The organism is Micromonospora sp. B006, from assembly GCF_003408515.1.
GTDB classification, from domain to species: domain Bacteria; phylum Actinomycetota; class Actinomycetes; order Mycobacteriales; family Micromonosporaceae; genus Micromonospora; species Micromonospora echinospora_A.
In genome coordinates this window covers 2,862,976-2,885,167 of record NZ_CP030865.1, presented here as the reverse complement: position 1 = coordinate 2,885,167, position 22,192 = coordinate 2,862,976, and the positions used below count along the sequence as shown (strand labels likewise).

16 protein-coding genes are annotated in these 22,192 nt (G+C 74.0%); 7 read left to right on the top strand and 9 right to left on the bottom strand.

Annotated elements, in window-relative coordinates; all coding sequences use genetic code 11:
• Nucleotide 1 precedes the first annotated feature (1 nt).
• Both MicB006_RS13715 and MicB006_RS13710 read left to right on the top strand, forming a co-directional pair.
• Nucleotides 2-2,104 carry an iron ABC transporter permease gene (locus MicB006_RS13715; protein ID WP_116506535.1) on the top strand — a complete coding sequence of 701 codons (2,103 nt, stop codon included), beginning with the start codon at nt 2-4 and terminating at the stop codon, nt 2,102-2,104.
• A 45-nt stretch (nt 2,105-2,149) separates the two neighbouring features.
• Entirely contained in the window at nt 2,150-3,052 is a 903-nt protein-coding gene (locus MicB006_RS13710; protein WP_073828143.1) for a siderophore-interacting protein, read from the top strand.
• Nucleotides 3,053-3,105: 53 nt separating this feature from the next.
• Here MicB006_RS13710 and MicB006_RS13705 read toward each other — a convergent pair whose 3' ends face one another.
• The 4 genes from MicB006_RS13705 to MicB006_RS13690 all read right to left on the bottom strand — a co-directional run bounded on the left by MicB006_RS13705 (nt 3,106) and on the right by MicB006_RS13690 (nt 8,451).
• On the bottom strand, nt 3,106-4,890 hold the full coding sequence (locus tag MicB006_RS13705; RefSeq protein ID WP_116506533.1) for an IucA/IucC family siderophore biosynthesis protein: 1,785 nt from the start codon (nt 4,888-4,890) through the stop codon (nt 3,106-3,108).
• Nucleotides 4,887-5,471 (bottom strand): GNAT family N-acetyltransferase, encoded by a 585-nt coding sequence (locus MicB006_RS13700; RefSeq protein WP_116511408.1) that lies wholly within the window; start codon nt 5,469-5,471, stop codon nt 4,887-4,889. Before MicB006_RS13700 ends, MicB006_RS13705 begins: the two co-directional genes overlap by 4 nt.
• 110 nt (nt 5,472-5,581) lie before the next feature.
• On the bottom strand, nt 5,582-6,868 hold the full coding sequence (locus MicB006_RS13695; RefSeq protein ID WP_116506531.1) for a lysine N(6)-hydroxylase/L-ornithine N(5)-oxygenase family protein: 1,287 nt from the start codon (nt 6,866-6,868) through the stop codon (nt 5,582-5,584).
• A 26-nt stretch (nt 6,869-6,894) separates the two neighbouring features.
• On the bottom strand, nt 6,895-8,451 hold the full coding sequence (locus MicB006_RS13690) for an aspartate aminotransferase family protein (RefSeq protein WP_116506529.1): 1,557 nt from the start codon (nt 8,449-8,451) through the stop codon (nt 6,895-6,897).
• 228 nt (nt 8,452-8,679) lie between these two features.
• Here MicB006_RS13690 and MicB006_RS13685 point away from each other — a divergent pair, with 228 nt between their 5' ends.
• A complete protein-coding gene (locus MicB006_RS13685; RefSeq protein WP_116506527.1) occupies nt 8,680-10,716 on the top strand; it encodes a penicillin acylase family protein in 2,037 nt (678 codons plus the stop codon).
• A 38-nt stretch (nt 10,717-10,754) separates the two neighbouring features.
• Complete coding sequence (locus tag MicB006_RS13680) at nt 10,755-11,270, top strand: GNAT family N-acetyltransferase (RefSeq protein ID WP_370013487.1); 516 nt, start codon at nt 10,755-10,757, stop codon at nt 11,268-11,270.
• Nucleotides 11,271-11,283: 13 nt separating this feature from the next.
• Here the strand turns inward: MicB006_RS13680 and MicB006_RS13675 are convergent, their stop codons facing one another.
• On the bottom strand, nt 11,284-13,509 hold the full coding sequence (locus tag MicB006_RS13675) for a hypothetical protein (protein WP_116506524.1): 2,226 nt from the start codon (nt 13,507-13,509) through the stop codon (nt 11,284-11,286).
• A gap of 365 nt (nt 13,510-13,874) precedes the next feature.
• Between MicB006_RS13675 and MicB006_RS13665 the strand changes: the two genes are divergently transcribed.
• Nucleotides 13,875-15,104 (top strand): epoxide hydrolase family protein, encoded by a 1,230-nt coding sequence (locus MicB006_RS13665; RefSeq protein ID WP_116506522.1) that lies wholly within the window; start codon nt 13,875-13,877, stop codon nt 15,102-15,104.
• Between the two features lie 54 nt (nt 15,105-15,158).
• Here the strand turns inward: MicB006_RS13665 and MicB006_RS13660 are convergent, their stop codons facing one another.
• Nucleotides 15,159-16,124, bottom strand: coding sequence for an N-acetylmuramoyl-L-alanine amidase (locus MicB006_RS13660; protein WP_073828168.1), 966 nt, complete (start codon nt 16,122-16,124; stop codon nt 15,159-15,161).
• The gene (locus MicB006_RS32005; protein WP_174533668.1) at nt 16,124-16,276 is read right to left on the bottom strand and encodes a hypothetical protein; all 153 of its coding nucleotides are present in this window, start codon (nt 16,274-16,276) and stop codon (nt 16,124-16,126) included. Before MicB006_RS32005 ends, MicB006_RS13660 begins: the two co-directional genes overlap by 1 nt.
• 209 nt (nt 16,277-16,485) lie before the next feature.
• Between MicB006_RS32005 and MicB006_RS13655 the strand changes: the two genes are divergently transcribed.
• A complete protein-coding gene (locus MicB006_RS13655) occupies nt 16,486-17,745 on the top strand; it encodes a glycoside hydrolase domain-containing protein (RefSeq protein WP_116506520.1) in 1,260 nt (419 codons plus the stop codon).
• Nucleotides 17,746-17,799: 54 nt separating this feature from the next.
• On the opposite strand, the gene MicB006_RS13650 is transcribed toward MicB006_RS13655, so the two are convergent.
• Nucleotides 17,800-18,690, bottom strand: a complete 891-nt coding sequence (locus MicB006_RS13650) for an SGNH/GDSL hydrolase family protein (RefSeq protein WP_116506518.1) — start codon at nt 18,688-18,690, stop codon at nt 17,800-17,802.
• Nucleotides 18,691-19,101: 411 nt separating this feature from the next.
• Between MicB006_RS13650 and MicB006_RS13645 the strand changes: the two genes are divergently transcribed.
• Nucleotides 19,102-20,175: a hypothetical protein gene (locus MicB006_RS13645; protein ID WP_116506516.1), complete on the top strand. Its 1,074-nt coding sequence runs from the start codon at nt 19,102-19,104 to the stop codon at nt 20,173-20,175.
• A 63-nt stretch (nt 20,176-20,238) separates the two neighbouring features.
• On the opposite strand, the gene MicB006_RS13640 is transcribed toward MicB006_RS13645, so the two are convergent.
• Nucleotides 20,239-22,092, bottom strand: coding sequence for an AfsR/SARP family transcriptional regulator (locus tag MicB006_RS13640; protein ID WP_116506514.1), 1,854 nt, complete (start codon nt 22,090-22,092; stop codon nt 20,239-20,241).
• Between the last annotated feature and the right edge of the window lie 100 nt (nt 22,093-22,192).

Genomic DNA, 22,192 nt, shown 5'->3' with positions numbered 1-22,192 from the left:
GATGACCGCCCCCGCCCCGCCGGGGCCGGCCACCCGGCCGGCCCCGGTCGGGCCGCCGCCCGCCCGGCGCCGCCGGGTCGCCGGCGCGTTCGCCCTCGCCGCGGCGCTGCTCGTCGCGATCACCGCGGTGCACGTCACCCAGGGCACGTCGTCGGTGGGGGCGCTGGACCTGCTCCGGCTGCTCACCGGTGGTGACGACGAGGCCGCCCGGATCCTTGTCGCCTCCCGCCTGCCCCGGCTGCTCACCGGCCTCGCCGTCGGCGTCGCGCTCGGTTTCGCCGGCGCCGCGCTGCAGTCGACCACCCGCAACCCGCTCGCCTCGCCGGACACGCTCGCCGTCAACGCGGGCGCGCACCTGGCGATCGTCTCCACCGCCGCGTTCGGGATCGCGCTGCCGGCGCTGCCCTCGGGCGGCCTGGCGTTCTGCGGCGGCCTCGCCGCCGCCTCCCTGGTCATGCTGCTCTCGGCCGGCGGCCAGGCCGCCACCACCCGGCTCATCCTCGCCGGCTCGGCCACCGCGATGGCGCTGGCCTCGGTGACCATGCTGCTCCTGCTGCTGTTCGAGCAGTCCACCATCGGCCTGTTCGCCTGGGGCAACGGCTCGCTCGTGCAGGGCGACCTGGTCGCGTTCACCCAGCTCGCCCCCGTGATCGGGATCGGCGCGCTGCTGCTCGTGGCGCTCGGGCACCGGCTGGACCTGCTCGCCCTCGGCGACGACACCGCCACGGTGCTCGGGCTCAACGTGCGCCGCACCCGGCTGACAGTGGTGCTGCTCGCCGTGCTGCTCTCCGCCGCGGCGGTCACCATGGCCGGGCCGATCGGCTTCGTCGGCCTCGGCGCGCCGGTGATCGTCCGGCTGCTCGGCAAGTGGGTGCCCGAGGTGCACCGGCACCGGGTCCTGATGCCGCTGGCCGGCATCGTCGGCGTGGTCATCGTGCTCGGCTCCGACGTGCTGCTGCGGGCCGTGCTCGGCGGGCAGGCCGGCGTCGACGTGCCGACCGGCGTGGTGACCACGCTCTTCGGCGCGGTGCTGCTGATCTGGCTGGCCCGCCGCCACCGCGACGCCGGGCCGACCCGGCAGGCGCCGGGCGGTCACGCCGCCGTCCGCTCCCGCGGCTTCGTCGCCACAGTCATCGCGGTCTGCGCGGTCGTCGTCACCGCCGCGCTGGTGCTCGGCATGCTCGCCGGTGACACCTGGGTGCTGCTCGGCGACATCGTCAACTGGGTGCAGGGCCGCACCGGCCCGGCGTACACCTTCGTGCTGGACGCCCGCTGGCCGCGGGTCGCCGCGGCGCTGCTGGCCGGCGCCGCGCTGGCCCTGGCCGGCACCACAGTGCAGGCGGTCTGCCGCAACCCGCTCGCCGAGCCGGGCATCCTCGGCATCACCGGCGGCGCCGGCATCGGCGCGGTCTCGCTGCTGACGTTCGCGCCGATGGCCGGCGTGCTCGCGCTGTCCGGCGCCGCCGGTCTCGGCGCGGTCGCCGCGTTCGCGCTGGTCTACGGCCTGGCCCGGCGGCGGGGACTCAACTCCGACCGGCTCGTGCTGATCGGGTTCGCGGTCTGGCAGGGCGGTACGGCGATCATCACGTTCATCGTGGTGTCCTCCGACCCGTGGAACACCGGCAAGGCGCTGACCTGGCTGTCCGGCTCCACCTACGGGCGTACCGCCCCGCAGGTGCTGCCGGTGATGATCGCGCTGCTGCTGGCGCTGCCGCTGGTGGCCGCCGTGCGCCGCGAGCTGGACCTGCTGGCGCTCGACGACGACACCCCCCGGGTGCTCGGCGTGCGCCTGGAACCGGCCCGGCTGGTCGCGCTCGGCCTGGCGGCGCTGCTCACCGCCACCGCCGTGTCGGCGGTCGGCGTGATCGGCTTCGTCGGCCTGGTCGCGCCGCACGCGGCCCGCGCGCTCGTCGGCGGGCGGCACACCCGCGTCCTGCCGGTCGCGGTGCTGCTCGGCGCCACCCTGGTCAGCCTCGCCGACACGCTCGGCCGCACCGTGATCGCGCCCGCCCAGATCCCCGCCGGACTGGTCACCGCGCTGATCGGCACCCCGTACTTCGTCTGGCTGCTGTGGCGTTCCCGCGCCGCCGCAGCCGCCCGTTAGCCCGTTCACCGACGCGCCGCCCGCCGGCCGTGAGAGGAATAACGCATGACCAGCACCCTGGCCGTCGCGCCCTGGCGCGTCTTCGCCGTCGAGGTCCGCGCGCTGCGCCGCCTCGGCCCGTCGTTCCTGCGCGTGACGCTCACCGGCCCGGACCTGGACCGGTTCGCCGACAACGGGTACGACCAGCGGATCAAGCTGGCCCTGCCGCCGGTCGACGGCGCGTCCGGGGAACTGCCCGACGGGCCGGACTGGTTCCAGCGGTGGCGTGAGCTGCCGGACGGGCTGCGCAGCCCGATCCGCACCTACACGGTCCGCGCGGTCCGCCCGGAGGCGTACGAGGTGGACGTGGACATGGCGCTGCACGGCGACGGCGGCCCGGCCACCCGCTGGGCACGGCGGGCCCGCCTCGGCGACCGGATCGCTGTGGTCGGCCCCGACGCCGGGTGGGACGGCCCGCACGGCGGGGTCGAGTTCCAGCCGCCGGCCGGCGCGACGCTGCTGCTGGCCGGCGACGAGACCGCCGCGCCGGCGATCTGCGCGATCCTGGAGCGGCTGCCCGCCGACGTGCGCGGGCACGCGCTCGTGGAGGTGCCGGAGGCCGGCGACGAACTGCCCTGCCGGGCCCCGGCCGGCGTCACTGTGACCTGGCTGCCCCGGGCCGGTGCCCCGCACGGCAGCCGGCTCACCCAGGCCGTGACGAGCCTCGCCGGCCGGCTGGTGCCGGTACCGGTCGCGGCGGGCGCCGCGCCGCTGGCCGAGGTGGACGTGGACCGGGACATCCTCTGGGAGGTGCCGGAACGGCCCGACGGCGCGGCGGTCTACGCCTGGCTCGCCGGGGAGGCGGCGGTGATCCGCGGGCTGCGCCGGCACCTGGTCACCGAGCGGGGCATGGACCGGCGCGCGGTGGCGTTCATGGGCTACTGGCGGGCCGGCCGCGCGGAGAACTGATCGCCCCCACCGCCGTTGGAGCGGGCCGGCGCACGGCGCGCCGGCCCGCTTCGTCATCCGCGCGGCGCGTACGGGGCGAGCGGGTTGACCAGCGTGCCGGCGAACTGCAACGCGGCCGACGGGTCGGACAGGTCCACCATCTGCTGGTTGTTGCGCAACTGGAGCCGGTTGAGGCAGGACAGCGTGAACTCCGGCGCGAACAGGTCGTGCCGGCGCATCCGGTCGGCCAGGTGCGGCACGGTCTCGGCGTAGCCGGTGGCGCACGCGGCGACCGTACGCCAGAACTCGTCCTGGTCGAGCACGCCCTGGGTGTGCAGGGCGGCGCTGAGGTGCCGCAGGAAGCAGTCGAACACGTCGGTGAAGATGGACAGGATCTTCTCGTCCTCCGGGATCGCGGCCTGGATCCGCCGTACCCGCTCCGGCAGGTCCGCGTCCGGGTCCATCACCACGATCTCCTCGGCGATGTCCTTGAAGACGACCCGTTCGACCACGCCGCCGCGCAACACCAGGATGACGTTCTCGCCGTGCGGCATGAACGCCAGGTCGTAGGCGTACAGGCTGTGCAGCAGCGGCACCAGGTAGGCGTCCAGGTAGCGGCGCAGCCAGTCGGCCGGGGCGAGCCCGGACTCGTCGATCAGCGCCGCGGCCAGCGAACGGCCGTCGCGGTCCAGGTGCAGCAGCGAGGCCATGGTGGCCAGCCGCCGCCCGGGCTCCAGGGCCGGGACCGGGCTCTCCCGCCAGAGCGCCGCCAGCATCTTCCGGTACGGGGAGTACCTGTCGGTCGCCGCCTCGTACTGCCGGTGCCGGTAACCGATCGCGGCCCGCTCCCGGATGATCGACAGGCCGGTGCGCTTGAGCACCGGGTCGTTCTCGATCAGCCCGGCCAGCCAGTCGTTGATCGCGGGCGTCGCCTCCATGTACGCGGCGGACAGGCCGCGCATGAAGCCCATGTTCAGCACCGACAGCGCGGTCTTCACGTAGTGTTTGGCCGGGTCGCTGACGTTGAAGAACGTGCGGATGGATTGCTGCGCGAGGTACTCGTCCGGGCCTTCGCCGAGGCAGACCAGGCGGCCGGCGGCCACCTCACCGGCGAACGTGACGGCGAGCTTGTTCCACCACTGCCACGGGTGCACCGGCACGAGCAGGTAGTCGGCCGGGTCCAGGCCCAGCCCGGTGAGCGTGGCGGTGAACCCGGCCAGCGTCTCCTCGCCCAGCTCGGCCCGCACCAGCGTGTCGTAGTCCAGGTCGTCGGCGCAGGTGAACGTGGTGTGGTCGCGGTGCGCGGCGAGCCAGAGCAGCCGTACCGGCGCGGCGGCCTCCGGGGCGTACGCGTGGTACTCATGCACGCCGAAGCCGATGCGGCCGTTGTTCGCCACGAAGCAGGGATGACCCTCGGTCATGCCGGTCTCGATCGCCTGGAAATCGGCGGCGGCCAGCTCGGCGGCGCTCACCGCGGGCTTGGCCAGCTTGTACGCGGTTCCGGCCAGCGTGGAGGTGATCTCCTCCAGGTAGACCGGCAGGATCGCGTCGGTGAGGCCGAGCGCGCCGCGCAGCTCCACGCAGAGATCCACGGCGTCCGGCGGCAGGTCCGCGCCGTCGCGGCGCCGCACGATGCTGTCCGCGTCGATCTGCCAGTGGTCCAGCGCCAGCCGCTGCGCGGCGAACCGGTACTCGACGGCGCCGTCGTCGCTGCGGACGAGCCACTGTCCGGGGCCGGTGGCCTCGGGGGTGATCAGGCGTTCGTGGGCGAACTCGGCGAGCGCCTTGCGCACCAGCAGCCGGTTGGCCGTCGCCCACGCCTCGGGGGTCAGGTGGTCCACTGATGCGCTGGCGTTCACGCCGGTGCCCCTTCCTGGGTGGCGGGCGCGCCGGTGGCGGCCCGGAACTGGTCCCGGGTGCAGACGCTGAGCAGCGCCTCCTTCTCGGGCTTGCGGATCGGACCGACGACCGTGAAGCCGACGGCGGCGTTGAGCGCGTGCACTGCGGTGTTGCGCACGTCCGGCTCGACCACCACGCGGCGGGTGGCGGGGTCGGCGAACAGCCAGGCCATCACCGTGGTGATGACGGCGCGGGTGAAGCCGTGCACCGGCGTGTCGGCTGGCGCGCAGAGGAAGTGCATGCCGACGTCGCCGGGCTCCGGGTCGTACAGGCCGGCCAGCTCGACGTGGGCCGGGTCGTACCGTTCGGCCAGGAACGCCGGGGTGCCGCGCCACGACCCGAGGTACGCGTCGTGGTGCGGGTGGTCGGCGATGCGCCGGTACTCGGCGGCGACGGCGTCCACGTCGGCGTCCTGCATCAGCCAGAACGCAGACTTGGGATGGGTGACCCAGCGGTGCAGCAGCGCCGCGTCGGCGTCCGGGTCCAGCGGGCGCAGCGTGAACTCGCCCAGCGCGTCGTCGACGCGGGTGAACACGCTCATGCTGAACCGTTCGGGCATGCGCTCGCGGCCCTCGCTTCGCTCGGTGCGCTCGCTCATGCCGGGCCGGCTGGGCATGCGCTCGCGGCCCTCGCTTCGCTCGGTGCGCTCGCTCATGCCGGCGCTCCGGCCGGGGCGCCGAACTCCTGGAACGCGATGGTCTTCTCCACCGGGTAGTGCTCCCGCCCGGTCATCTCCCGGATCAGCCACGAGTTGCGGTACGGGCCCATGCCCAGGTCGGGCGAGGTGATGCTGTGCGTGTGCGTGCCCCCGTTCTGCAGGAACACCCGGCGGCCGGTGTGGTCGACGCTGTAGTTGCGGGCGACGTCGAAGCGGCCGTGGGCGTCGAAGCGCAGCCGGTCGCGTACCGGCGCGAGGAACTCCGGCACCCGGTAGTGGTAGCCGGTGGCCAGCACCAGCCCTTCGGTCTCCAGCGTGAACGCGCGGTCCTGCTCGGTGTGGCGCAGTCCGAGCCGGTAGCGGCCGTCGGCGTACGCCGCCTCGACCAGCTCGGTGTTCGTCAGCAGGCGGGTCGGCGCCGGGCCGTGCAGGCTCTTGGCGTACAGCAGGTCGTAGATGTCGTTGATCAGGTCGGCGTTGATGCCCTTGAACAGCGGCTTCTGTGCGGCCTCCAGCGCGTAGCGGGTCGGCTCGGGCAGCGCGTGGAAGTAGTCCACGTAGTCCGGCGAGGTCATCTCCAGCGTCAGCTTGGTGTACTCCAGCGGGAAGAACCGCGGCGAGCGGGTCACCCAGGTGAGCCGGTAGCCGTACGTGTCGATGTCGCCGAGCAGGTCGTGGTAGATCTCGGCGGCGCTCTGGCCGCTGCCGACGATCGTGATGCTGTCCTTGGCCCGCAGCGCCTCCCGGTGTTCCAGGTAGCGCGAGTTGTGGATCAGGTCACCGCCGAGTCCGGCGCAGGCCGGCGGCAGGTACGGCGGGGTGCCGGTGCCGAGCACGAGGTGCCGGGCCCGGTGGGTGACCGGCCCGGCCGGCGTGTCGGCGCGCACCACGTAGCGGTCGTCGGTCTCGTCGTACTCGACGGCGGTGACGGCGTGCCGGAAGCGCAGGTTCGGCAGCTTGGCGGCGGCCCACCGGCAGTAGTCGTTGTACTCGGCGCGCAGCGGGAAGAAGCTCTCCCGGATGTAGAACGGGTAGAGCCTGCCGGTTTCCTTGAGGTAGCTCAGGAACGAGTACGGCGAGGTGGGGTCCGCGAGCGTCACGAGGTCGGCGATGAACGGCGTCTGGAGCCGGGTGGATTCCAGCAGCATGCCGGGATGCCAGTCGAAGCTGTCGCGGGCCTCCAGGAACAGCCCGTCGAGGTCGTCGATCGGTGCGGTGAGGCAGGCCAGGCCGAGGTTGTAGGGGCCCAGCCCGACGGCGATGAAGTCGTGGGTCGACATGGGGTTCTCGTTCTCCTCGACGGGGGTCAGCCGACCGGGCAGGACAGCTCGGCGGCGGTCGCGGTCCGGGCGTACCAGGCGGCGTGGTCGGCGATGAGGTCCAGCACGTGGGCGATGTCGTCCACCGTGGTCTCGGGGTTGAGCAGTGTGAGTTTCAGGTGGTGCGCGCCGTCGACCTTGGTGCCGGCGACCAGGGCGGCGCCGGAGGCGGCCAGCGCGTCGCGGGCGTGCAGGTTGGCCTCGTCGGCCAGGTCGGGGGCGAGGCCGGGTGGCCGGTAGCGGAAGACCACTGTGCTCAGCTGCGACGGCGCGGCCACCTCGAACCGGGGATCGGCGTCGAGGCGCCGCCACGCCTGCGCGGCGAGGTCGACGACCTGGTCGAACAGCTCGCCGACGGCGTCCGGCCCCATGATCCGCAGGGTCAGCCAGAGCTTGCAGGCGTCGAACCGGCGGGTCGTCTGGATGCTCTTGTCGACCTGGTTCGGGATGCCCTGCTCGACGGCGCGAGCCGGGTTGAGGTAGTCGGCGTGCCAGGTGGCGTGGCGCAGTGCCCGGCCGTCGCGTACCAGCAGCGCGCTGGAGCTGACCGGCTGGAAGAACGACTTGTGGTAGTCGACTGTCACCGAGGTGGCCCGCTCGATGCCGTCGAGCAGGTGCCGGCGGGTGGGGGAGACCAGCAGCCCGCAGCCGTACGCGGCGTCGACGTGCATCCAGACGCCCGCGTCGGCGCAGATGTCGGCGATCTCCGGCAGCGGGTCGATGCTGCCGAAGTCGGTGGTGCCGGCGGTGGCGACCACTGCCATCACCACCTCGCCGTCGCGGTGGCAGCGGTCGATCGTGCGGGCCAGCTCGTCGGCGCGCATCCGGCGGCTCGCGTCGGTGGGCACGGTGAGCACCGCGTCGGCGGCCAGGCCGAGCAGCTTGGCGGCCTTCTGCACGCTGAAGTGCCCGGCCGCGGAGGTGATGACGCGCAGCCGGGACAGCACCTGAGGCCGGTCGGGCCGGGTGGCCGCGCCGCCCACCGCCCGGCGGTACGCCTCCTCCCGGGCGAGCAGCATGGCCTGGAGGTTCGACTGGGTGCCGCCGCTGGTGAACACGCCGTCGGCGGTCGGACCCAGCCCGATCCGCCCGGCCGTCCACTCGATCAGCCGCCGCTCCATCAGCGTGGCCCCCGCGCTCTGGTCCCAGGTGTCCAGTGAGGAGTTCACCGCGCTGAGCACCGCCTCGCCGAGCAGCGCCGGGATGACCACCGGGCAGTTGAGGTGGGCGAGGTAGCGCGGGTGGTGGAACCAGACCGCGTCGCGCAGCCACACGTCGTGCAGCTCGTCCAGGGCGGCGTCGGTGTCGCCCAGCGGCCGGTCGAGGTCGATGCCGCCGATGAGCGGCGCCAGCTCGTCGGGCGTGACGCCGGTGAACGGCGTGTCCACCTCACCAACCCGCCGGGCGACCCGGTCGACGCCGCGCGCCAGCACGTCCCGGTACCGCCCGAGCGAGCCGGCGTTGAACAGGTGGCCGCGGGCCGTGGCGGCGGCGCGGCCGGTGTCGGTGGGCGCGGCGCCGGTCGGGCTCCCGATCGAACTCATGCGACTTCCCAGCGGTCGTACGGACAGGGCGTGCGGCCAGAGCCGCGGCGATCAGGTTAGGTTAGGCTGGCCTAACTAGCAAGCGCGACTCGGGATGCTTTGTCCCGGATGTACCGCCGGTTGGCGCATCCCGCCTGTCGCGGTAAGGTCGCCGTCGGTTAGGGGAGGTTATCCTAAGTTGACTGTGGAACGGAATCGCCGCCCGGCGCGCCAGGGCGGGGCAAGACGGTGACGCGCGTCGATCGCGACAGGTGGGGCGTGCCGCAGCTGTGGGCCGGCGACGCCGACGCGCTGGCCCGTCTGCAGGGCCGGGTCGCCGCGACGGACCGGGCGTGGCAGATCAGCGTCGAACGATGGCGCGCCGAGGGCCGCCTGGCCGCCCACGTCGGCCCGTCCGAGCTGGCATGGGACCGGTTCGCCCGCCGCGTACGGCTGGACGACACCGCCCGGCGCTGCTACGAGCGGCTGGACCCGGACACCCGGCGATGGGTCGAGGCGTACGTCGACGGGGTCAACTCCGGACTCGCCGAGGGCGCCGCCGCCGCGCCCGAGTTCGCCGCCACCGGCAGCGCGCCCGAACCCTGGCGCCCCTGGTCGCCGCTCGGTGTGTTCCTCGTCCAGCACGTGCTCTTCTCCACCTTCCCGAACAAGCTCTGGCGCGCGCACGTGGCCCGCACGCTCGGCCCCGAAGCGGCCGGACTGTTCGCCGTGGAGGGACCGGCGTCGGCGGGCAGCAACGCCTGGGCGCTGCCCGCCGACCCGGCCACCGGGCGCGGCCCGCTGATCGCCGGGGACCCGCACCGGCTGCTCGAACTGCCCGGCGTCTACCAGCAGCTCCGGCTGGCCTGCCCGGAGTTCGACGTGGTCGGTCTCGCCTTCCCCGGCGTGCCGGGCCTGCCGCACTTCGGCCACACCGGGCATGTGGCCTGGGCAGTCACCAACGCGATGGCCGACTACCAGGACCTCTACCGCGAGCGGCTGCGCCGCGACGGCGACCGGGTGCTGGCGCGCGACGTCGACGGCTGGACCCCGGTCTCGCGCCACGTCGAGGAGATCGAGGTCCGCGGCGGCGACCCGGAGACGGTCGAGGTGATCGAGACGCCCCGCGGCCCGGTGATCGACCACGACCGGGTCACCGGCGAGGCGATCGCGCTTCGCGCCCCGAGCCGGGTGGAGGCCCGGCTCGGCTTCGAGGCGCTGCTGCCGCTGCTGCGCGCCCGGCGCGCCGGAGACGTCGCCGACGCGCTGCGCCACTGGGTCGAGCCGGTCAACAGCGTGCTCGTCGCCGACACCGAGGGCGGCGTCCGCCGGCTGGTCACCGGCCTGGTCCCGGTACGCGACGAGCGGTGCCGCCGGGAGCCGGTGCCGGCCTGGGAGCCGGCCTACCGGTGGCGGGGCGACTACCTGCCGCCGGTGGACGAGCCGGTCGACGGCGTGGCGGTGTGCGCCAACGACCGCCGCGACGACGTGGCCGCGCACGGCGACGACTTCGCCCCGCCGCACCGGGCGCGCCGGATCCGGGCGCTGCTCGCCGAGGGCGCCGAGGCGTCCGCAGTGCACACCGACGACCGGCTCCCGGCCGGACCGCTGTACCGGCTGCTCGACCGCCTCGACCCGGGCCGGCTCGACGAACCCGCCCGCGCGCTGCTGCGGCGGCTGCGCCAATGGGACCGCGCGATGGCGGCCGGATCGGCCGAGGCCGGCGCGTACGCGGCCTGGCGGGCGGCGCTGGCGCGGCGGCTGCGCGTACACCCGCTGTTGCGTGCCCTGGACGAGCCGTGCGGATTCGACGAGCTGTTCGCCCCCTGGACCGACCCGGCGGCCCGGATCGGCCTGGCGCTGGACCACCTCGCGGCCGGGTTCGACCTCGCGGAACCGGCGGCCGATGCGCTGGCCGAGGTGGCCGCCGGTCCGGCGCCCGGCGCGTGGGGCAGCCGGCACCTGCTGCACCCGGTGCACCTGGGCGTCGACCCGGCGGTCACCGACGCGGTGACCGCGATGCGGGAGCGGGTGGCGCTGTCCGGCGACACCGACTGCGTGCTGGCGACCTCCAGCGTGCCGGGCGTCTCCGACGCCTGCTGGCGCGGCCCGGTGGCCCGCTACGTGTGGGACCTGACCGACCGGGCGGCCAGCCGCTGGGTCGTCCCGTTCGGCGCGTCCGGGCGCCCCGGGGACCCGCACTTCGCCGACCAACTGACCCACTGGGCCGCCGGGACGTTGATCCCGGTGCCCGCCGGCCCACTGACGGGAGACGAGACGACGTGATCCACCTGGAGCCGATCCCCGGCCTCGGCGAGCTGGCGATGGAGCCGGTCCGCCCCGACCGGGACGCCGAACTGCTGCACGGCTGGGTGATCCGGCCCCGCAACCGGTTCTGGGGCATGGGCTCGCACACCGTCGACCAGGTACGCGAGATCTACGCGTTCGTCGACGGGCTGGACACCCACCACGCGTACCTGATCCGGCTCGACGGCGAGCCGATCGGGCTGTTCCAGACCTACCAGCCGGAGGCGGACCCGGTCGGCGAGCGGTATCCGGTGCGCCCCGGCGACGTGGGCGCGCACCTGCTGCTCGATCCGCCCCGGCGGTATCCGCGCGGCGTGACCAGCGCCGTCTTCCCGGCCCTGATGCGGTTCCTGCTGCGCGACCCGGCCGCGCGACGGATCGTGCTCGAACCGGACGTGCGAAACGACGCGATGCTGCGCCGGCTGCGGATCGAGGGCTTCACGCTCGGCGACGAGATCGACATGCCGGACAAGCGGGCCCGGCTGGCGTTCCTGACCCGGGAACGGTTCGAGGCGGACCATCCGGCGCCGTGACCGCCGCGCCGGGTCACGGCGCGGCGGCGCGCAGGCGGGCGGCCAGATCCCGCACCGCGGCGCCGTACGCCTGGTCGGATTCGGCCGGCCAGTGCCCCTTGATCGGCGGCGGGACGCTGTCCCCGGGCGGGGCGACCAGGCCGTCGGGATCCCGCAGCCGGCGGTCCACAGTGGCCGCCGGGCCGGTGATGCCGGCCGGCTCGTCGGCGCGGTGCGGGGAGAAGATCCATCCGCCCACCGCGTCGGTGTCCCGCCACAGGTTGAGCCAGCGCCAGCCGACCCGGCCGCCGATGCCGCACAGCATCTCGTCGCCGACGTAGGCGGGGAACAGCCGGGCGTAGAGCCGGCGCAACGGGGAGCTGTAGGTGAGCAGCGCGACCCGCGCGCTGATCTCGGCGGGCAGTTGCAGGACGGTGGCGGCGACCAGCACCGAGCCGTGGCTGTACCCGGCGAGCAGCACGCCGTTGCCGCTCTGCACCAGGAACGTGATGCGCCGGGCCAGTTCCGGCACGGCCCGCTCGGCGTAGCAGGGCGGCGCGAACGGGTGCGCGGACCGGGGCCAGAACGTCGCGAGGTCGAAGAGCACGCCGACGTGGCGCCGGAACCCGGGACTGCGGTAGGCGAAGACAGCGGCGACCACCACGGCGAGCACCGCCGCCGAGAGCGCCACACCGCCCACCTCGATGCCGAACATGACCAGTTCGGCCGGTACGTGCGTCCGGCGTTGCAGCGCCTCGCCCGGGTCGGGGCGAAGCAACGCCATCGCGGTGGTCGCCGCGCCCGCCCCGGCCATGATCGCGAACAGGACCGCCAACGGCACCAGCAGGTCGGTGAAGCGGGCCCGGACGATCGCCGCCCGGACCTGCCGCAGCCGGGGCGCCGCCTCGGCCGGTGGCGCCGGGAAGTCGCGCTCCACCACCGCCTGGGCGGCCCGTGTCCGGCCGCGCCGGGAGACCAGCGCCACCACGGCGGCGGCCACCAGCGTGACCAGCAACGCCCGGAAGAAGCCGTAGATCGCCCAGTCGTACGCGCGGGCCGGGCCCGGCAGGGCGTCCGCCGGGGACCTGCCCCGGTCCAGCAGGTCGGCGGCGCGCTGGACCAGTTCGGCGGAGTACGCGACAGCGAGCCCACCCGCCGCCGCCGCGACCACGAGCGCGCCGAGTCCGTTGGGCGGCTGGTGACCGCGTGCCCGCAGGCGGTGCCAGAGCAGCACGACGCCCAGCGCGCCCAGCAGCACGGCGTGCGTCACCAGCAGCCAGGTCAGGATCGAGCCGTAACCGGGCAGGCCACCGTCGGCACGCCAGCGGGCGGGGGCGAACAGCAGGTGGCCGGCCACCGCGACGGTGAGGACGATCGCGGTGGCGCGCAGCGCCCGGGCGATCCGGTCGCGTCGCGGGTCGCCGGGCGCCCGGTCGACGAGCGGCGGCAGGCAGACCAGGACCACGCAGGCGAGCAGGACCGCGCCGGTCACCGCCAGCAGCGCCGCCACGGCGGGCGGGACGCCCTGCGCGGCCCGGGCGGCGAGGAGGCTGCCGTCGAGGGTGGCGAAGGCCGCCGCGATGTGGATCGAACGCAGCCGGCCCATCAGCGGCTCGGTGTCCCACTGCCCGATCGTGCTCAACGGTGGCCCGGCGGACGCCCGCTCCGGCGCCCGGAACGCGGTGAACGAGCGGCCCGGCCGCCGGGCGCCCCACCAGAGCAGGCTCACCGCGGCGGACGGGACCAGCGCCAGCACCACGAGCCGCAGGCCCACCGGCCGGCCGCCCAGCCAGGACAGCCATTCGCGGTCGGACAGGCAGGCCGGGGAGGACAGGCACTGCCAGGCCACCAGGTCCAGCGCGACCCCGGCGCCGGCGAGCACGTACAGCGAGGTCAGGCTCAGCCCCAGCACCCGGCACAGCGCCCGTACCACCGCGCCGCCGAGCGCGTCCCCCGGCCGCATCCACACGGCCACGTTGATCAGCATGAACGGAAACAGGAACAGCAGCGACAGGGTCCGCAGCGCGGTGCCGGAGGGCAGGTCGCTCCACCGGTACGCCTCCAGCGTCACGCCGCCCGTGCCGCGCTCGTCGGACAGGCCGGGACGGGGACGGTAGAAGCCGGCGCTGCGGTCGCCCGCCACCTGCCGTACCAGCGGCCGGTCCAGCACCTCGGCGGCGCCGGCCGAGGAGACGCCGTGCACCCGCAGCTCCACCACCTCGCCCGACGGGGCCTGCGCTCGCCCTGGTCCAGCCGTCATCGACCCTCCGCGCCGCCCTCGCCGCCTGCACGGCCCGCCCTCGGGCGGCGCAGCGTCCTACCCCGCCGGGCCGTCGGCAAACGCCGCGCGGATCCGGCGGGCGGCCGTTCGAACCCGTGCCGTCCGGGTAACCGCCGCCGGACCGCCGAGGAAGGGAGCCGGGCATGACCGGCGCATCGCGTGACGGCCCTGCCGTGGCGACCCGGCTGCCGCCCGATAGGCGTCCGCCGACCGGGCGGCCATGATCCGGCTGGTCGACGGTGCGCCGCCGGGGGAGCACCAGCTCACCCTGCGCGCCGAGCGGCCCGGTCTCCGCGCGTACGTCTTCACGTTCGGTCCCTGACCCGACCCGAGGAGGACAGCCCGTGGCCGTCAAGACCCTGACGCCGACGCGTACCGGCGCCGACATCCGCGAGTTCCGCGTCGAAGTGCCGGAGGCGGACCTGCAGGACCTGCGGACCCGGCTCGCGGCCACCCGGTGGCCGGAGCGGCAGACAGTGGACGACCAGTCCCAGGGCGTGCCGCTGGAGACCAGCCAGGCGCTGGCCCGGTACTGGGCGACCGAGTACGACTGGCGCAAGGTCGAGGCGCGGCTCAACGACCTGCCGAACTTCGTCACCGAGATCGACGGCCTGGACATCCACTTCATCCACGTCCGGTCCCGGCACGACGACGCGCTGCCGCTGATCGTCACCCACGGGTGGCCGGGGTCGGTGATCGAGCAGCTGAAGATCATCGGTCCGCTCACCGACCCGACCGCGCACGGCGGCCGCGCCTCGGACGCGTTCCACCTGGTCATCCCGTCGATGCCCGGCTACGGCTTCTCCGGCAAGCCGGACGGGCCCGGCTGGGACCCGCAGCACATCGCCCGCGCCTGGACCGAGCTGATGCGGCGGCTGGGCTACACCCGGTTCGTGGCCCAGGGCGGCGACTGGGGCGCGCTGATCACCGACATGCTCGGCGTGCAGGCGCCGCCGGAACTGGCCGGCATCCACACCAACATGCCCTGCGTGGTGCCGCCGGACATCGACGCGTTGCTGCAGCGCGGCATCACCGGCGTGAACAACCCCCTCGCGGAGCTGCCGGCCGGGCTCTCGGACGAGGAGCGGGCCGCCTGCGAGCGGATCGACTTCTTCTGGAAGCACTCCGCGTACGCGCTGATCATGACGACCCGTCCGGAGACGCTGACGGCGCTCGCCGACTCGCCGGCCGGGCTGGCGACGTTCATGCTCGACCACGACGCGGCCAGCCTGGACCTGATCTGCGCCGCCTTCGCCGGTCGCCCCGGCGGCCTGAGCCGCGACGACATCCTGGACAACGTCACGCTCTACTGGCTGACCAACACCGGCGTGTCCTCGGCCCGGCTGTACGCGCAGAACGCGCTGTCGTTCTTCGCCGCGAAGGGCGTGCAGGTGCCGGCCGCGGTGAGCCAGTTCCCGGAGGAGATCCTGCTCGCGCCGCGAAGCTGGGCGGATCGGGCGTACCCGAACCTGATCCACTACAACCAGCTGGACCGGGGTGGGCACTTCGCCGCCTGGGAGCAGCCGGAGTTGTTCGCGCAGGAGATGCGGGCGGCCTTCCGGTCACTGCGCTGACCGACGACCGGACGCGGCCGGGTGGACGCCACCGGGCCGCGTCCGTACGCCGGGTCAGACCTCGGTCAACCGGACCGCGTCGGCGATGACCAGGCCGGCGGCGGAGCTCCACCGGCTGACCGCCACCCGGTTGGCGTCCCCGGCCGGCAGTGTGAACGTGCCGAGCGAGCGCCACTGCCCGCCGGTCGCCCGCTGGTCGACGGTGACCGTCTTGTTGCCGGTGGTGGTGGCGACGATGTACGGCGTGGCCGCGTTGTAGCCCGCGTTCGCCGGCCACCACGCCTCGACCCGGTAGTTGCCGGTGCGGGGGACGTTGAACTTGTACCAGGCCGCGTCGCTCGCCGCGACCGGGTCCGCGTAGCGGTAGTCGGCGCCGTAGCGCTGCCCGGAGTACGTCGAGGTGCCCCAGTTGGCGCTCGCGGTGAACCGGCCCGCCGTGGCGTTGTCCACTATCGACGTCCAGCCGGTGCCGCCGCCGGCCATCTTGGCGGCCACGTCGGCGCGCATCGTGTTCAGGTCGATGAAGGACGGGTCGATCTTGCCGGTCGTGCTGGTCTCCCGGTGCCCGCGGGCGTAGCTGGAGTCCCGGCCGAGTCGCTTGAGCACGGCGGCGGTGGCCGCGATGCTCGCGTTGTACTGGGCGGTGGTCATCCGCTGGTCGACGCCGTTGTAGTCGATCTCCCACCCGATCATCAGGGTGTTGCCGTCGCCGGCCGGGATCGGGCCGCTGCCGCCGCTGGTGCCGGCGTGGTTGCACCGGCCCGCCGAGATCACGTGGAACACGCCGTGGTAGTCCACGAGCGCCTGGCAGAGCGGGCCGGGCAGGTCGGACCGGCCGTTGATGCAGATGTTCAGCGCCGGGTGCGGGTTGGTGGCGCTGGACGTGGCCGCGGTGTGGTGCCACAGCACGCCGATCGGGTCGAACGAGCCGGAGCGCATCCGGTTGAGCCAGTCGCCCTCGACCACGACCTGCACGCCGGCGGCCCGCAGCACGTCCACCAGCCAGGGAATGGTGGCCATCACTGCTCCCGGAGCAGGTCGGCGAGGCACTCGGCCTTCGGCGCCGCGTGCGCCGCGCCGGGACGGACGGCCACGGTGACCGCGGCGGCGACCAGGGCGGGTACGCCGAGCAGACCTCGGCGTCGCAGACGGGGGGATCGTGACGTGGGCATGGCGCTCCTCGGGTGACGGCGCTTCACTGATCGACGCATGTGAGTGTGGGCACGCTATCCCGGCGCCGGGTGCTTGTCGATACCCTTCAATGATCGTTTCCATTGTGAAAACTTTCGCCACGGCCATCTGTCGTCAACCGTCGATGCGTGGTAGAAATCCTGCCCAGGTCTCGCCGTCCGGCGGGGAATCCTTCACAGGAGGGGCGCCGATGAGAGCGATCACCACGGCCCTGACACTGCTCGCCGTGGTCGCGGCCGCGACCCTCCCGGCTCCGGCCGTCCCGGCCCGCGCCGGGACGACAGGCACCGCCGAGCCGGCCGTCGCGGCAGCGGTCGGCCCGCAGCCCGGCACCTTTACCGGCAAGGGCTTCGACACCTGCACCGCGCCGTCCCAGGCCGCGATGGACGCCTGGCTTGCCGCGTCGCCGTACCGCGCGGTCGGCGTCTACATCAGCGGCGGCAGCCGCACGTGCGCCCAGCCCAACCTGACCGCGACCTGGGTGGCCGACCAGACCCGCAAGGGCTGGCGGCTCATCCCCATCGAGCTGGGCTACCAGGCGCCGTGCGGCACCCGTACGCCGAAGATGTCCGCCGATCCGGCCACCGCCCGCGGGCAGGGCAGGACCGCGGCGGACAGCGCGGTCGCGGCGGCGGCGGCGCTCGGCATCGGCGCCGGCAGCACGCTCTACAACGACATCGAGCAGTACCCGACGAACGCCTCCTGCCGGGCCGCGGTGCTCTCCTTCCTCTCCGGCTGGGTCGAGCGCCTGCACACGCGCGGCTACCTCGCCGGCATGTACTCCAGCGGCTCGTCCGGTATCAAGGACGTCTGCGACGCCTACGACGACACCCGCTACCTGCGTCTGGACCAGATCTGGATCGCCTGGTGGAACGGCGTCGCGGACACCGACGGGGGCACGTACTGCGCCGACGACCGGTACGCCGACCAGCAGCGCCTGCACCAGTACGCCGGGGACGTCACCGAGACGTGGGGCGGCGTGACCATGAAGATCGACCGCAACTACCTCGACGTCCGGGCCGGCACGGCGACGCCCGCGCCGTGGAGCGTGACAGTGGACAACGGCACCGCGGGCGGGTTCACCGCCGGCGCGGCGTGGGGCACCTCGGCGTACTCCGGGCAGCGGTACGGCACCGACTACCGCTTCGCCACGCCGACGGCGGCGAGCGACGTCGCCTGGTACCGGGCGACCCTGCCGGTGACGGGCAGCTACGAGGTCTCGGTGTGGTACCCGGCCGACAGCGGCTACAACGACCGCACCCCGTACCTGGTGGTCACCACGACCGGCAACCGGACGGTGGCTGTCGACCAGCGCGCCGGTGGCGGACGCTGGGTCTCGCTCGGCGTGTTCACGCTCGCCGCCGGGACCGGCGACAAGGTCGGGGTGAGCCGCTGGAGCGCCGGGACCGGGTACGTGGTCGCCGACGCGGTCCGCATCACCCGGGTGTGAGCCGCGGGACGTGAGCCGGTCCCGCCGGAGCGGGACCGGCTCATCCGGGCGGCCTCAGTTCAGGTGCGCCAGCAGGGCGGTGGCCATGCCCTGCTCGCCCCGCGCGTTCGGGTGGAACGGCGCGGCGGCGTTCTGCGGCACCAGCCCCTCCACCCAGCGGGTGCCGCTGCTCTTGCACGCGTCCCGGCCGATCGACGGGGTGTAGACGTCGGCGTAGCTCGCCCCGCCCGCCGCCGCGGTGTCGGCGAGCATCGTGTTGAGCGCCTTCTGGACGCCACGCAGGTACGGCACGTCCTGGTAGGCGATCGGCACCACCGGCCAGCAGCCGTACCCGCTGTCGGGCAGGATCGCCGGGTAGCCGAGCACCACCACGCGCGCGTTCGGCGCGGCCTGGCGGACCGCCCGCAGCACCGCTGTCACCTTCGGCGCGGTGGCGGCGACCAGGGCCCGCAACTGGTCGGTGCCGCCCGCGGTGAACCGGTCCTTGCAGGGCGAGCCGAGGGGACTGCTCACGCTCGCCTCGGCGCAGTCGCCGATGATGCCGGAGAAGCCGATGTCGTTGCCGCCGATCTGGACTGTGACCAGCGCCGTGCCGGAGGTGACCGCGTTGACCTGCGGCGGCAGCGCGATCCCCAGCGCGCCGTCGCCGCCGTACAGGATGTCCTCGGTGGTGGCCCCGGAGCAGCTCACGTCGGCGAACGACGACGAGCCGGCGGACGCTGCGACCAGCGACGGGTAGTTGCGGTTGGAGCGCAGGCAGTTCAGGTCGACCTGGGTGGGCACGAGCGGGGCGGAGGTGTAGGAGTCGCCGAGCGCCACGTACCGCCCGGTGGGCGCGGCGGCGACGGCGGGTGCGGTGACCGCGAGCAGTACGCCGGCGGTGGCCGCGGCGACCGCGGCAAGTCGGGTGGCGGTCCGCATCAGCGGCAGGCGGGGACGGTTCATGGGGCCCTCCCGGAGGGGTCCTGGTGGTGGTGCTGGGATTCTGTCCACGCCTGTGACGTACGTCAATATAGACAGGGCTCATTAAAAGGTGTCCCGGGATGTGGTCCGGCGCCGCCCGGCGAGGGGTCGGGCATGCGGCTGCCGATGTTGCGTACGTCACACTTTTCGGCGGGCTCGGAGCCGGGTGCGGAGAGCGTGCCCATGAGTCGATTCGTTGCGGCGCAACGCTCCCCGGCGCCGTCATCCCTGGTGGGCGGGCCGGGGCCGGATTTGCGAAGGCACGCACCGGAGCCACCCCGGCACGGCTGGTGAACGACCGATCGAATGTCGGCGATCCTGGATTTGCAGCCGTCATTACGCTGCGAAGTGGTTGATCGCCGGAACCACGGACGACAGGTGGAAGAACCTCAGATGAGTGACAATCACCCTCCCTACGGAGGCTATCCGGACCCGAACGCCGGAGCGTGGGGCAACCAGCCCGACCCGAACGCCCCGTACGGCGCCCAGCCGGCCTCCGGCGCGCCCTACGGTTCGCCACCGGCGTCAGGTGCGCCCTACGGCTCGCCGCCGGCTTCCGGCGCGCCCTACGGATCACAGCCGGCCTCCGGCGCGCCGTACGGCGCCCAGCCCGCTTCCGGCGCGCCCTACGGATCACAGCCCGCCTCCGGCGCGCCGTACGGGGCGCCGCAGCCCGCGGTGTCGTACCCGGGGCAGGCCGGCTTCCCGCCGCCGGCCGCGCCCTACGCGCCCGGCACGCCGCAGGGCGGCGGCGGCAAGAGCAAGGGGCTGATCGTCGGCCTCGCCGCCGGTGCGGTGACGCTGACCCTGCTCTGCTGCGGCGGCGGCCTCGCCTACGTCGCCTTCAACGGCGACGAGGAGGACCCGAAGCCGGTGGCCTCGGGCAGCGCCACCCCCGGCCCGGACGGCAGCCCGTCCGCGACCCCCAGCGCTGACGGGCCGGAGTCGCCCGGGCCGGACGGGCCCGCCAACAACGACTCGATCACCGCGCGGTACGCCAGCGAGATGTCGGCGGTCTGCGACGGGGGAGCGATCCTCAACGCCGCCCCGTACACCGCGCCGGCGGGCTCGAAGGCGTACGTCTTCTCCAACTCCCCGGACCGGCCGACGTTCTGGTCGCAGAAGACGGTCAGCTCGGCCAAGCCGTACTACGCCAAGTCGGCGGACTTCGCCACCGTGTCGGTCATCGGCTGCCTCAAGATGGTCGAGGGCAGCGAGGGCACGCCGAAGAAGTGCCAGTACAAGAACAGCGAGGACAAGGTCGTCACCGTCGACTACATCTCCTCGCGGTACACGCTGACGTTCCACGCCGCCAAGACCGGCGAGAAGGTCGGTGACGGCGGCACGGTGACGGCCCCGGCCGCCCGCTGCCCGAGCTTCATCTCCTACAACAAGGTGACGATGAAGTCGTACGCGTCGCCGGACAGCGGCACCATCGAGGCCGCGCTGGACCGCTTCCTCAAGTGAGGAGACCCGGATCGGGGTGTGCGCGTCGGCTGACCCGCACACCCCGATCCGGCTTCCGGCGGGTCAGGTGGCCGGCAGCGGGCGGCCGTGCGCGTCCACACACTCGCGGGCGAAGAGCCGCAGCAGCTCCGGCAGGTGGAAGTGCTGGCCCGGATCGTCCGAGTCGACGGGCAGCAGCAGATTGTGCTGGACCAGGTGCTCCACCATCCGGTTGGCCTGCTGCCGGGGCAGGCGCAGGATCTCCACCGCGCTGGCCGGGGTGATGAACGAGCCGGCGCGGGCCAGCGCGCGCAGCGCCCGGCGGGCGTCGACGTCCAGCGCCTGGTAGCTGACCGAGAGGCTGCCGCGCACCGAGATGTCCCCGACGGCCAGCTCGGACAGCCGGTTCTCCTCGTCCTCCAGGTGCGCGGCGAAGCCGGGCAGGGCGACGTCGGGCTGGGTGACGAGCCGGCTGCCGACGATCCGCAGCGCCAGTGGCAGCCGGTCGCAGGCCGCGGCGATCCGGCCGAACACCTCCGGTTGCTCACGTACCCGGCGTTCACCGGCGATCGTGGCCAGCAGCTCCACCGCGTCGGCACGGTCGAGCGCGCCGAGCGTCAACCGCCAGCCGACGTCCAGGTCCAGCAGGCGCTGCCGGCTGTTGATCAGCACCAGGCTGCGGCCCGCCCCGGGCAGCAGCGGGCGCACCTGCTGCGCGCAGTCGACGTCGTCGATGATGAGCAGCAGCCGCCGGCCGGCGAGCGCGCACCGCAGCGCGGCGGAGCGCTCCCGGATGTCCTCGGACACGCCGGCCAGCGGTACACCCAGCTCGACGAGCAGCTCCCTGATCAGTTCCCCGCTGCCGCGGGGTGGCTCGTCGCTGCTGTCGAAGCTGACGAAGAGCTGACCGTCGGGAAAGAGGTCGGCCAGGTCGTACCCGCTGGACACCGAGAACGACGACTTGCCGACGCCCGGCGCGCCGGAGACGAGCACGACCCCGGCGTGCTCGTCGGCGCCGGCCGGGTCGGCGATCCCCTCGGCGATGGTGCGGAGCTGGCTGGCCGTGGTGTCCCGGCCGACAAGGGACGGCGGCTTCATCGGCAGGGCCTGCGGGCTCGGCGGCGGGCCGGGCGGCGCCGCGGGCCCGGCGCCGAGGGCCGCCGGCCAGCCGGACGGTGGCCGGACCTCGGCGGAGTCCCCGTCCAGCGCGGCCTGGAGGGCGCCCTGGAGGGTGGGGCCAGGGTCGACGCCGAGCTCGTCGACGATGCCGCGCCGGGCCTGCTGGTACACGGCAAGCGCCTCGGCCACACGCCCCTCCAGCGTCAGCGCGGTCACCAGCTGCGCCTGCCAGCGTTCGTCGAGCGGCTCCTCCGCCACCATCCGGCGCAGCGACGGGATGACCCGGGCCGGCTGCCCCAGTCGCAGGCGCAGGTCGAACAGCTCGGTCGTGATCTCCCGGTGCTGCTCCCGCAGCGCCGTGACGTTCGCGCCCAGGTCGGTGCCCGGATCCGCCAGGTCCTCCAGCGGGTGCCCACCCCACAGCTCGACCGCCCGGTCGAACAGCTCGGCGGCGGCCTCCGGCCGGTCCCCCCGCGCGGCCCGGCGGGCCTCGTCGGTGAGACGCCGGAACCGCAGCAGGTCCAGCTCGTCCTCGTCGACCCGCAGGTGGTAGCCGGTGCCGTCGTGGACCAGCCGGTCGGCCGAGTCGCCGCCGCGGTCCAGCGCCTGCCGCAGCCGGTGTACGTACGTCCGCAGGTTGCGTACCGCCGACGCGGGCGGCGAGTCCGGCCACAGGCCGTCGACCAGCCGGGAGGTGGCGACCGTGCGCCCCGGGCTCAGCAGCAGCACGGCGAGCAGGAGGCGGGGCTTGGTGCCGGTGAGCGTGACCGGGCGATCGTCCACGTGGAGGGCCAGCGGACCGAGGACACTGAATCGCATCGATGTATTCCCCCGCTCCGCAGTACCGTCCACAGTGTGGTGTACGGCTGGATTTCCCACCTTCGGCTGGGGAATACCTCGATCCCAGATGGTGCAAGTA